Below are 12114 nucleotides of genomic sequence, written 5' to 3'. Positions count from 1 at the left end.
TCCCTCGCTGTTGGTGGCTATAGGTTGCCACCATGGCGCCCAGACGCCTCGGCGAGGGGCGAGTCCATCCAATTACCCTCCCGGCGCGCCGACGGTCAGGTTTTTGCGCACCGGCCCTGGTCGGTGCGCATTGGCGATGCGGCATGGGCGACGCCGGTAGGGTCGCATCCCTATCGACCGCACGCGCGGGTGGGTACCCCGGTAAGGCATGACCGCTGGCAAGACGGTGCGGTTTCAATCACCGCCCGCACCTCAGAACGTTGTCTGGATCGCGAATTCCACGCGGGAGCCGGCGTTGCTGCCGAACAGGCGCTTGGCGGCGCGGTCGGTGTCGTGTGCGGTCAGGCGCAGCTCCCACGGGCCATGCACTTTCCAGATGGCGCTGAGCTGGCCGTGCAGGTAGTCGTCGGCGTACGCGCTGTCGAGCCAGTATTGGCCCACCGTGCCTTCGATGCGCCACTGCTCGCCCAGCGGCAGCCGTGCGCCCAGCTGGGCGTAGGTGCCGGTGCGGCCGCTGGCCAGGGCGTCGTCGGAAACGCCGGCGCTCACCCAGTAGCGCTCCTTCCAGGTCAGCGTGCTGTTGAGCTCGGTCCAGTCCAGGTCCACGTCGGTGGACGGGTACAGGTAACGGGTGAGGTTGACGTCCAGCGCCCAATCCGGCGCCAGCGCACCGCTCCAGCCGGCGACGATGTCGAATTCGCTGCGTGCACCGGCATCGGGCTCGAACGACACACCCGAGCCCCAGACCGAGGCATACCAGCCCGATTCGCTGCTGAGCTTGACCCCGGCCTGCACGGTGGGATCTTCCATCGTCTGCGAGCTGCCGCGCCAGACGTAATCGGAGGTCAGCGTGGCGCTACCGTCCACGCCCGCCAGCGCCGAGCCACTGAGTGCAAGGCCAAGTGCCACGCCGCTCATCCGGCGCAGTGCGCGCCCTGTTTCCTGCTTTGCCACCACGTCCACCACTCCTGAAAACGGCCGCGCCGTTGAAGCGCACAGTGTGGTGAGCGTGGCCGTAAAGGCGCCATGCGCCGCAGCGGCGGGGCGCGCAAATTCGGCGTAAAAGCTGCCCACCAGGCCTTCAGGCGGCCCGCGTTATCATGGCGGCCCTGACTGACCTGCAGCGAGAATGGCGTGGACGCGATCCTGACCCCGGTATCGATTGGCGAGCTGATCGACAAGATCACCATCCTGGAAATCAAGGCCGAACGCATCACCGATGCCGGCAAGGTGGCCAACGTGCGCACGGAACTGGATGGGCTGCTGCCGCTGTGGCAGGAACAGCTGGCCGCCCAGCCGGGGCTGGAGGCGCTGAAGACCCAGCTCAAGGCCATCAATGTGCGGATGTGGGATATCCAGGACCAGCTGCGCGACAAGGAAGCGGCGCAGGTGTTCGATGATCAGTTCATCCAGCTGGCGCGCGGTGTTTATGGCACCAACGGCGAGCGGGTGAAGGTAAAGAACGAGATCAACCGGATTGCCGGCTCACAGCTGGTGGAAGAAAAGCAGTACCAGGGGGAATAACCCCCCCTTATCGCGCGGTGGCGGCCAGGAAGCGTTCGCGGTCCTGCTGGGTGCGCCGGCGGATTTCCGCCAGCGCTTCATTTTCCGTAGCTTCCAGCATGGATTCGAACAGCCGCTGGAAGTGATTGCGCATTGCCGTGCGCGCCGCGCCGGGGTCGCGCAGGCGCAGGCCATCGAGGATGGCGGTGTGTTCGTCGTTGCGGGTGTCGCCGTCGTTGTGGCACACGTTGGCATACACCTGACGCACCCGCGGCAACTCGTTGCGCATGCGCCAGATCAGCTGCACGCAGTGCTCCACCACCGGGTTGCCGGCAATGCGCGCAATGGCCAGGTGGAACTGGCGGTCGGCCTCGCTGGCCGCCGCCTCGCTCGAGGTCGGGTCGGTCATTGCCGCAATCAGCCCTTCCAGCATTTCCACTTCCGCATCGGTGATGCGGCTGGCGGCCATGGCCGCCGCCTCGGCTTCGATCACCGCACGGGCGGCGGTGAGGTCGAACGCCGATACATCCGGCAGCGCGCCAGGGGCGGCCGCCGGACGTGCCTTCACGTACACGCCCGAGCCGGTCTTGATGGTGATCAGGCCCTGCGCCTCCAGGGCGATTTCCGCTTCGCGCACCGTGACCCGGCTCACCCCCAGCCGTTCGGCCAGGTCGCGTTCGCCGGGCAGGCGCGAGCCGGGCGGGAATTCGCCCTTCTCGATCAGCGCGACGATTTCAGCGGCAATGGACTGGTAAAGGCGGGGTTCGGACATCTTCAAGGCCTGGCTGTACGGTGGCTGGGAACCGGAGTTGCGCTTAGAAACGGTAGCGTACCCCCAGATAATACCGCCGGCCGTAGGTGGTGTACTCGCGGAAGCTGCCCAGGATGGGCATATCCGACACCCGCGGCTCGTCCGTGAGGTTGCTGGCCGACAGCGATACCGACAGGTGCTTGTTCACCTTGTAGGTGGCGCGGAAGTCCAGCGAGCCATTGTCGCGCACGTAGCGGTTCTGCGCCGGGTCGCCCACGAACTGCTGGTAGTAATCGGAGCGGTACTTGTAGATGGCCTGCAGGTCCAGCTTGCCCAGGCCCCAGTACACCTGCGCAGAGGCCACGTGCTTGGACAGGCCGAAGATGTTGGCCGGCTCCACGATGCCCGGGGTGACGATGCCGGTACCCGGGTCGGTGGACTCGCCCAGCCGCAGGTCTTCGGTCTTGAAGTTGGAATGGGCGTAGTTGTAGCTGGCCTTCACGCCCAGCCCGGCGAAGATGCCCGGCAGGTAGGAGAAGCTGTGCGAGCCGGTGAGCTCGAAGCCGATCAGGTCGCTCTTCTGGTCGCTGGTGGCCAACTGCTCCACCGGCACGGTGACGCTCACCCCGTCGATGTCGAAGTTCTCGCCCACCACCACCGGCACCGAGCCACCGTTGAACTGCTTGTAGTACACGGCGGTGGACAGCATGGAATCGGCGTTGGCGTACCACTCCAGCGAGACATCGGCATTCCACGACATCAGCGGGGTGGCGCGCGGGTTGCCGGTGGCGGTGATGTTGCCCAGTGCATCAGCCACGCTGCCGAACTCGGTATCCACTTCATCCAGGTTGAAGCTGCGGCCGTAGCCGAGCGCGGCGAGGTCCGGGCGCGACATCGCGCGGTAGGCACCCACGCGCAGCAGCAGGTCCGGGCGCAGTTCGAAGGCGGCGTTGAAGCTGGGCAGCCATTCGTTGTTGCTGGCCTTGAGCACCTGCCGGGTGAAATCGCCGGTGGGCCGCAGGGTCACGGTGCCGTCGGGATTGTTGACCACGTCCAGCCCGCTGCGCAGGCCCATCGAACGCACGTCGGTGTGCACCCAGCGCACGCCGATGTTGCCGGTGACCGGCACGCCGAACCACTCGCTGCTGTAGTCGCCCATCAGGTAGATGGCGCTGGTTTTCTCGGTCACATCGTTGTTGGCCGGGTCGCGCAGGTCCGCGCTGAGGCCGGTGTCATCCACGCCGGTGAAGGCCTTGAACAGGCAGCGGCTGTCGAAGGTGGCCCACTGGTCGATGGTGTTGCCGCTGGCGTTGGCCAGGAAATCATCCTGCGGGAAGGCCTGGCGGCAGGCCTGGTTGGCGGCGCGGATCGCGGCGACATTGGTGGTGGTGACATCCACGGTGTCGGTGAAGTCGGTGTAGGTCGCTTCGGAACGGCGCAGGCCACCCTTGAGCGCGGTGAAGAAGCCGCTTTCCGGGGTGAATGCCGCATCGAAGCGGCCGGCGCGGATGGTGTGTTCGCGGTCCTGCTGGCGGCGGCGGATCAGGGCTGAATCGGTGAAGTTGTCCGGGTTGTTCACATCGAACGCCGGATCGAGGTAGATGCTGGGCACATCGCCGCTGTAGTCGTAGGTGTAGTCGACATAGCGGGTGTTCTTGATGCCGGCCACCGGCCTGCCGTTGACGTCGGTACGACCGGCGCGCAGGCGGGTGGAGCGCTCGATCTGCGAACGCTGGGTGTTGGAGTAGGACAGATCCGTGGAGAACATCCACGCCGCGCTGGGCCGCACGATCACGTTGAACCCGCCGCCGGTGTATTCCTCGTTGCGTTCCAGGAAATTGCCGGTGGAATCGATGGTGGTGCTACCGGTGTGGCTGAGCAGCGCACCGTCATCGCTGACCACGCGGTTGTTGAGGTTGCGCATCATCGACGACAGCGTGAGGTCCGAACGGTCTTCGGTGTAGTCGCGCTTGGAGTGCTGGTAATCCAGGTTCACTTCCACCGCGTCGTTGGGCCGCCACTGCAGCGCGCCGAACTGCGAATCGCGCTTGTCGTGTTCGATGAACTGGCGATACAGGCGGCTGCCGGGCACCAGGTAATACGGCACGCCGTTGGCCACGTCGTTGCCGTTGACCTGGGTGCAGTTGCGGGTGGCGCCGACCACTTCGCGGCCATCGCAGGCGGCCCAGGTGGTGCTGCTGGAGAACATTTCTTCGGGGTTGCTGCCTTCCAGCGCCTGCAGGCCGAGCGAAACGCCAAGCTTGCCGCCGCCGCTGAAATCAAACTGGTCGATGTAGCTGGCGGTACCGCGCCAGCCCACGCCGTCGCCATCCTTGAGCCGGTCGTCGTATTCCTGCCAGGTGCCGCGCCCGTCCAACTGGAGGGTGCGCTTGCCGTACTCGAGCGGCTTGACGGTTTCCATGTTGACGGTGCCGGCGGTGCCGCCTTCGACGAAGTCGGCGCGCTGGGTCTTGTAGATGGCCACGGTGTTGATCAGCTCCGAGGGGAACTGGTTGAAGTTCACCGAGCGGTCGCCGCTGCCGTTGGTGGCCTCGCGGCCGTTGAAGGTGGACGAGCCCAGGAACGGGCCCAGCCCGCGGATCGAGATTTCCGAGGCGCCGCCCTTCTCGCGGTGGGTGGAGGCGCCAGTGATGGTTTCGATGGCTTCGCCGATGGACAGCGCCGGCAGGTCGCCGATGTCTTCGGCCGAGAGCACGTCGGACACCACGGTCTCGTCGCGTTTCTTGTCGATCGAGGTCTGGATGGTGCCGCGGGTACCGGTCACCTGGACCTGGTCCAGGGTGGTGGCCTGCGCCGGCGCGGCGGCCGGGGCGGCGTCCTGTGCGTGGGCCAGCGGCAAGGCCGCGGTGGCACACAGGGCATAGAACAGCGCGCTGTGCAGCGCGGTGTGGCGGAAGCCTCGTGGCGAGGCCGTACGGCGGTCATGCAACATCGTGATCTCCCTCCCAGGATGGATCGTCCGATTACACGGATTCGATCCGGAAGATTCACGGTTGGAGGACCAATGTCAATGAATTGGTACTAAAGTCTACCCCGGTGATGCACCTAGGCCAGTTACAACCAATTTTATGTGCGGATGCAGCAGATATTTGCGCAAATGGCCAACCACATATGCCTAAAGTGGTATGCGATTGTGGTTGACGTCGTTGCGGTCGAGGCTGTTACCATCCGGACTCGCGTTGGCGTCCATGGTGATCTGGGAGGGTTAACCTGTGGCACAGCAACAAGATGTGGGTCCGGGTAAGGCGGTAAAGCGTTGGTGTTGGTGGGGCCCGTGCGTTAAAGCGCCGATGGGCCGTACGGGCGGGCGTTTGGGAACCGCCCCTACCATTCTGGTACTGCTCCTCTGTCCCGGGTTTGCCTGGGCGGCTGAGTATCTGGTGCATGACGCTGCTGGGTACGCTGTTGCCGCCAAGGGCCTGAAACCTGGCGATACCCTAATTCTGGCGGATGGCGTGTGGCGGGATGTCGATCTGCTGCTGACGGGGACCGGCGCAATTGGTCAACCAATTCGTCTGACCGCGCAGACGCCCGGGAAGGTGATCCTGAGCGGGCAATCGCAGCTGCGGCTGGCCGGGGCCTATCTGGAAGTGTCCAACCTGATTTTCCGCGATGGCTGGGCGCCGGGTGGTGAGGTGGTGAGCTTCCGCAGCTCCTCCAAGGCCTGGGCCGAGCACAGCCGGGTCACCGGCATCGTGATTGATGGCTACAACAAGCCCGACCGCGCCCAGTCCGATAACTGGGTGGCGATGTACGGCAAATTCAACCGCTTCGACCACAACCAGCTGGTGGGCAAGACCAACGCCGGCACCACCCTGGTGGTGGTGCGCAATGCCACCAGCGGGTTGGACAACCGCCACCGCATCGACCACAACTGGTTCGGGCCGCGCCCCAACCTGGGCAGCAACGGCGGCGAGACCATCCGGGTGGGCACCAGCCATGATTCGCAGTCGGCTTCCAACACGGTGGTCGAGAACAACTGGTTCGAGCACTGCGATGGCGAGGTGGAGATCGTCTCCAACAAGTCCGGCGGCAACCTCTACCGCGGCAACGTGTTCAAGGAATCACGCGGCTCGATGGTGCTGCGCCACGGCCACGGCAACGTGGTGGAGCGCAACATCTTCCTGGGCAACGGCAAGCCGCATACCGGTGGCGTGCGGGTGATCAACCGCGACCAGATCGTGCGCGACAACTATTTCGAAGGCGTGGCCGGCGATGGCTTTGCCTCGGCCCTGGCGGTGATGGCCGGCACCCGCGATGCGCCACTCAACCGCTATGAGCAGGTGGACAACGCGCTGATCAGCCACAACAGCTTCGTGCAGGCGCGCTACCTGTTCCTCGGCGCCGGGCTGGACGAGGAGCGCAACGCGATGCCCGTGCGCAGCAAGATCGCCGACAACCTGTTCGTCGGCGATGGCAGCGGCGAGCTGCTGCGCACGCAGGGCGACCTTGCCGGCATTGCCTTCAGCGGCAACGTGCAGAGCCCGGCGGCGTCGCCCGGTTTCCCCAACGGCGTGCAGGGCCGCAGCCTCACCCTGCAGCGCGCGGCCAACGGCCTGCTGTATCCGCCGGCCGGCATTGAGGTGGGCGCACCGCGCGACCTGGCGCCGGTGCCGCGCGAACAGGTCGGCGTGGCGTGGTATCCCAAACAGGTCACCCAGGCCGCGTTGGACAGCGGCCGCGCGCATCGCGTCGCGCCGGGCGAAGACACCCTGGTGACCGCCATGGCGGCCAGCGCCGCAGGCGACCGCCTGCAGCTGCAACCCGGTGACTACCGCGTCAGCCAGGTGCTGGCGGTAAACCACCCGCTGAGCGTGATCGGCCCGGCCAAGGGCAAGGCCACGCTGCGTTTCTCACGACCGTCGCTGTTCGAGATCCGGCCCGGCGGCTCGCTGCGCCTGGCCGGGCTGGAGATCGACGGCAGCTTGGCGCCGGATGCGGCCGGCAATGCGGTGATCCGGGTACCGCCGGGCAGCCAGGCCTTCGATTACACCCTGGCCATCGAAGACAGCCGCATCCACGACCTGAGCAGCAACAAGGCCTTTGATGTGATCAACACCGGCAAGGGCACGTTCGCCGCGTTGATCCGGCTGCACGGCGTGACGGTGAACGACATCAGCGGCAGCGTGATCGCCGCCGCTGCCGAGACTGATGACCTGGGCACCTACAACGCCGAAACGGTGGAGATCGTCGATTCGGTGTTCCAGCGCATCGGTGGCCCGCTGGTGAACCTCTACCGCGGCGGCACCGATGAAAGCACCTTCGGGCCGGCGTTCGCGCTGCGCGGCAGCCGCCTGGAACAGGTGGGCAACGCGGGCGACACCAGCCTGCGCCTGCACGGCGTGCAGCAGGCCCACCTGAGCGACACCACGTGGCTGCGCAGCGGCCGGGTGCGCTTCACCCATCAGACAGGCGAGCCGCACCTGCGCCTGCGCAACACCACGTTCACCGCTACGGCGGCGCTGCAGTCCGATACCCCAGCCGAGACTTTGCCATGACGCGTTCCACGCCCCTGATGCTGCTGCTGGCGGCCACCTTCAGCGCCGCCGCGCTGCCCGCCGCGCACGCCCAGGCGCCCAACGCCGCCACGCGCGGTGCCGAAGCCGGCAGCGCACCGGTGCTGGTCACCGCCGCCCAGTGGGAGCAGATGCGCCGCGATGGCGCCGGCTACCCGATGTTCGCCAGGGAACAGGCGCGTGCCGAGAAGCTGGTGCGCGCGATGATGAAAGCCGGCATCGATGTGCCGGTGCCCAAGGACAAGGGCGGCGGCTACACCCACGAACAGCACAAGCGCAATTACCAGGCCATCCAGGCCGCAGGCGCGCTGTACCGGCTCACCGGCGACAAGGCGTATGCAAACTTCGCGCGCGATGTACTGCTCGGCTACGCCACGCTGTACCCCGGCCTGGGCGCGCATCCGGAAGGACGCGGGCAGATTCCCGGGCGTCTGTTCTGGCAGACCCTCAATGATTCGGTGTGGCTGGTCAACGCGGTGCAGGGTTACGACGCGATCCGCGACAGCCTCAGCGCCGATGAGCGCCGCACCATCGACGACAACGTGTTCCGGCCGATGGCGCAGTTCCTGAGCGGCAACCCGGAGAACTTCGACAAGATCCACAACCACGCCACCTGGGCGGTGGCCGCCACCGGCATGACCGGGTACGTGCTGCGCGACCCGGTGCTGGTGGACCAGGCGCTGAAGGGCAGCAAGCGCGATGGCAACGCCGGCTTCCTCAAGCAGGTGGACCAGCTGTTCTCGCCGGATGGCTATTACGAAGAGGGCCCTTACTACCAGCGCTATGCGCTGGCGCCCTTCATCCTGTTCGCCAACGCGATACAGCGCAACGAACCCGAACGCGGCATCTTCAAGCGCCGCGACGGGGTGCTGCTCAAGGCGGTGGATGCGCTGGTACAGAGCAGCTACGGCGGCTACTTCATCCCGATCAACGACGCGATCCTGGACAAGGGCCTGGACACCGAAGAGCTGGTTGCCGGCATCGACATCGCGTACGCCAACACCGGCGATGCACGGTTGCTGTCGGTCGCCAAGGGCCAGAAGCGCGTGCTGCTCTCGCCCGAAGGGCTGCAGGTGGCCAAGGCGCTGGCTGAAGACAAGGCAAAGCCCTACGCCTTCGTCCCCACCCTGCTGCGCGATGGCCCGGACGGCACCGAAGGCGCGCTGGCCATCCTGCGCATGGGCGGCGAAGACGGCCAGGCACTGGTGATGAAGAACACCAAGCAGGGCATGGGCCACGGCCACTTCGACAAGCTCAACTGGCTGTTCTACGACAACGGCCAGCGTGTGGTCACCGACTACGGCGCCGCCCGCTTCCTCAACATCGAAGCCAAGTCCGGCGGCATCTACCTGCCAGAGAACACCAGCTGGGCGCGGCAGACGCTGGCGCACAACACCCTGGTGGTGAACGAGCAGAGCCACTTCGGCGGCGACTGGAAGAAGGGCCAGCCGCTGGCCCCGGCCCCGCTGCTGTTCGCGGTGACCGACGACACCCAGATCGTGTCGGCACGCATGGAGGGTGCGTATGACGGGGTGAGCTTCACCCGCACCCAGGCGCTGCTCGCGCACCCGTCGCTGGGCCAGCCGGTGGTGCTGGACCTGCTGCGCGTGGACGGCAGCACGCCGGCCCGCTACGACCTGCCGCTGCACTTCAACGGCCACATCATGGACGTGGGCTTCAAGGCGCAGTCGGCGGTGACCACGCGCCCGGTGCTGGGCAAGGCCAACGGCTACCAGCACGTGTGGGTGGATGCCTCCAGCGAACCGGGCCCCGAGGCGCGCAGCCTGACCTGGCTGCTGGACGGGCGCTTCTACACTTACCGCTTCGCCAGCACCGCGCCGGCACGGGCGTTGATCGGCGAAAGCGGTGCGAACGATCCTTCCTTCAACCTGCGCCGCGAACCGCTGCTGCTGCAGCGCGTGGATGGCCAGGCGTCCACGACCTTCTACGGGGTGCTGGAGCCGCATGGCCAGTACGACGGCACCGCCGAAACCGTGCGCGGCGCCAACAGCCGCATCGACCGGCTGGTGCACTACCGCGGAAGGGACGCCAGCGTGCTGGTACTGGACCTGGCCGGTGGCCAGCGGCTGGCGCTGGGCATTGCCGATGACCCGTCCAAGGGCGGCAGCCATGAGGTGAGCGGCGACGGCCAGCGCTGGAGCTGGAACGGTGGCTGGAAGCGCTTTGATACGGCCACCGGCAAGGGCGGCAAATGAACGTGAGCACCCGAACCCGTTCCTACGTGCGCTGGCTGATCGTGGCGCTGATCGCGGTGGCCACGGTGATCAACTACATCGACCGCAACGCCCTGGCGGTGATGTGGCCACAGATTTCCAAGGACGTGGGCGCCACCAAGGAAGACTACGCGCTGCTGGTCACGGTGTTCATGCTGTTCTACGCCGCCGGCCAGTTCGTGTTCGGCCGCCTGTTCGACATCATCGGCACCCGCATGGGTTTCGCGCTGTCGATTGCGGTGTGGTCGATCTCGATCGCGCTGCATTCGGTGACCCACTCGATCCTGTCTTTCAGCATCGTGCGCGCCATGCTCGGCATCAGTGAAGCAGGCGCGTGGCCCGGCGCGGTCAAGGCCAACGCCGAATGGTTCCCGGCACGCGAGCGGGCCCTGGCGCAAGGCGTGTTCAACGCCGGCGCGTCGATCGGCGCCATCATTTCCGCCCCCCTCATCGCGGTGCTGTTCCTGTGGCTGGGCTGGCGCGGCACCTTCATCCTCATCGGCGCCATCGGGTTCGTCTGGCTGCTGCCGTGGCTGATCATCTACCGCGCCGGGCCGGACAAGCACCCGTGGGTGAGCGCGGCCGAACGCGCGTTGATCCTGGATGCGCCGGCCGAACAGCCGGCCGTGCCCAAGGTCGAATACGTGCCGAACGTGCGCCAACTCCTGGGCCACCGGCAGACCTGGGGCATCCTCACCACGCGCTTCTTCATCGACCCGATCTGGTGGCTGTTCGTGTCGTGGCTGCCGATCTACCTGGCCGATACCTTCGGTTTCGACATCAAGCAGATCGGCATCTTTGCCTGGGTGCCGTACGTGGGCGCGATGATCGGCAGCCTCGGCGGCGGCTGGTTGTCCGGGCGGCTGATCGGGGCCGGCTGGAGCGTGGACCGCGCACGCAAATGGGTCATCACCCTGGGCGGGGCGATCATGGCCCCGGCGCTGCTGGGCGCGGTGCTGGCCACCGACCCGGTGTGGGCGGTGGTGACCATTGCCTTCGTGTTGTTCGGTTTCCAGATCGCCATCGGCAACATCCAGACCCTGCCCGGCGACATCTTCAATGGCAGATCGGTCGGCTCGCTGGCCGGGCTGGGCGGCATGGCCGCCGTGGCCGGCACGCTGATCATCACCTGGCTGGTGCCGGTGATGACCCGCGACTCCTATGCACCCATTTTCATCCTGGTGGCGGCGCTGGTGCCCGCTTCCCTGCTTGCCCTGTGGCTGGTGACCGGACGCGTCGAGAAGCTCGACGCGCCGCCTTCCCGCTGAGGTTTTCCTTTTCCCCCTCGCATCACTGGAGTACCAAATGAATCAGTTCAAGGACAAGGTGGCGATCGTCACCGGTGGCGGCCGCGATATCGGCCGTGAGATTTCGCTGAAGCTGGCCGCGGCCGGCGCCAAGGTGTGCATCAACTACGCCAACGACGAAGCCAGCGCGCAGGAAACCCTGCAGCAGGTGCAGGCCGCCGGCGGCACCGCCATCGTGCACCGCGCCGACGTGACCGACCCGCAGGCCGTGGCCAGCCTGGTTGCCGCCACGCAGGCTGCGTTCGGGCCACGGATCGACGTGCTGGTGAACGTGGCCGGTGGCATGGTGCAGCGCCGCCCGCTGGCCGAGATCGACCCGGCGTTCTTCCACAAGGTGATGGACCTCAACATGAGCTCGGTCTACCTGACCACCCATGCGGTGGTGCCGCACATGCCCGAAGGCGGCGCGATCGTGAACTTCGCCTCGCAGGCCGGCCGCGATGGCGGTGGACCGGGCGCGTCGATCTACGCCACCGCCAAGGCCGCCGTGATGACCTTCACCCGCGCCATGGCCAAGGAACTGGGCCCGCGCGGTATCCGCGTCAACGCGCTGTGCTGCGGCATGATTGCCACCCGCTTCCACGATGAGTTCACCAAGCCGGAAGTGCGTACCGCCGTGGCCGGCAACACCCCGCTGCGCCGCCAGGGCCGCCCGCAGGAAGCGGCCGACACCGCCGTGTACCTGGCCTCGGACGCGGCCGGCTTCATCACCGGTGCCAACGTCGACGTCAACGGCGGCACCTACTTCTCCTGATAGACCGCTGACCGCCTGGGAGGGCCGC

At 66.6% G+C, this 12114-nt stretch carries 8 protein-coding genes; 5 read left to right on the top strand and 3 right to left on the bottom strand.

The window, feature by feature from the left end; all coding sequences use genetic code 11:
* Positions 1–252 precede the first annotated feature (252 nt).
* Positions 253–918 carry a TorF family putative porin gene (locus tag KVS69_RS07320; protein WP_217537637.1) on the bottom strand — a complete coding sequence of 222 codons (666 nt, stop codon included), beginning with the start codon at positions 916–918 and terminating at the stop codon, positions 253–255.
* Between the two features lie 216 nt (positions 919–1134).
* On the opposite strand from KVS69_RS07320, the gene KVS69_RS07315 reads away from it, so the two are divergent.
* The gene (locus KVS69_RS07315; protein WP_093534974.1) at positions 1135–1524 is read left to right on the top strand and encodes a DUF6165 family protein; all 390 of its coding nucleotides are present in this window, start codon (positions 1135–1137) and stop codon (positions 1522–1524) included.
* A gap of 7 nt (positions 1525–1531) precedes the next feature.
* Here the strand turns inward: KVS69_RS07315 and KVS69_RS07310 are convergent, their stop codons facing one another.
* Together KVS69_RS07310 and KVS69_RS07305 are read right to left on the bottom strand one after the other, a co-directional pair.
* Complete coding sequence (locus KVS69_RS07310; protein ID WP_184126111.1) at positions 1532–2275, bottom strand: FadR/GntR family transcriptional regulator; 744 nt, start codon at positions 2273–2275, stop codon at positions 1532–1534.
* Between the two features lie 43 nt (positions 2276–2318).
* Positions 2319–5207: a TonB-dependent receptor gene (locus KVS69_RS07305; protein ID WP_217537631.1), complete on the bottom strand. Its 2889-nt coding sequence runs from the start codon at positions 5205–5207 to the stop codon at positions 2319–2321.
* A 379-nt stretch (positions 5208–5586) separates the two neighbouring features.
* Here KVS69_RS07305 and KVS69_RS07300 point away from each other — a divergent pair, with 379 nt between their 5' ends.
* The 4 genes from KVS69_RS07300 to KVS69_RS07285 are packed head-to-tail and all read left to right on the top strand — an operon-like array spanning position 5587 to position 12086.
* Entirely contained in the window at positions 5587–7773 is a 2187-nt protein-coding gene (locus tag KVS69_RS07300; protein ID WP_254622072.1) for a polysaccharide lyase 6 family protein, read from the top strand.
* Positions 7770–10007 carry an oligoalginate lyase gene (locus tag KVS69_RS07295; RefSeq protein WP_254622071.1) on the top strand — a complete coding sequence of 746 codons (2238 nt, stop codon included), beginning with the start codon at positions 7770–7772 and terminating at the stop codon, positions 10005–10007. Before KVS69_RS07300 ends, KVS69_RS07295 begins: the two co-directional genes overlap by 4 nt.
* Positions 10004–11293, top strand: a complete 1290-nt coding sequence (locus KVS69_RS07290) for an MFS transporter (protein ID WP_217537629.1) — start codon at positions 10004–10006, stop codon at positions 11291–11293. The genes KVS69_RS07295 and KVS69_RS07290 overlap by 4 nt, the downstream gene beginning before the upstream one ends.
* 37 nt (positions 11294–11330) lie before the next feature.
* Positions 11331–12086 (top strand): glucose 1-dehydrogenase, encoded by a 756-nt coding sequence (locus KVS69_RS07285; RefSeq protein ID WP_217537628.1) that lies wholly within the window; start codon positions 11331–11333, stop codon positions 12084–12086.
* The last annotated feature ends 28 nt before the right edge of the window (positions 12087–12114 follow it).

Origin of the sequence: Stenotrophomonas sp. GbtcB23 (assembly GCF_019091045.1) — a bacterium.
GTDB lineage: Bacteria > Pseudomonadota > Gammaproteobacteria > Xanthomonadales > Xanthomonadaceae > Stenotrophomonas > Stenotrophomonas rhizophila_A.
Note: the sequence above shows the minus strand (reverse complement) of the source record. Positions and strands in the feature narration are given on the sequence as shown.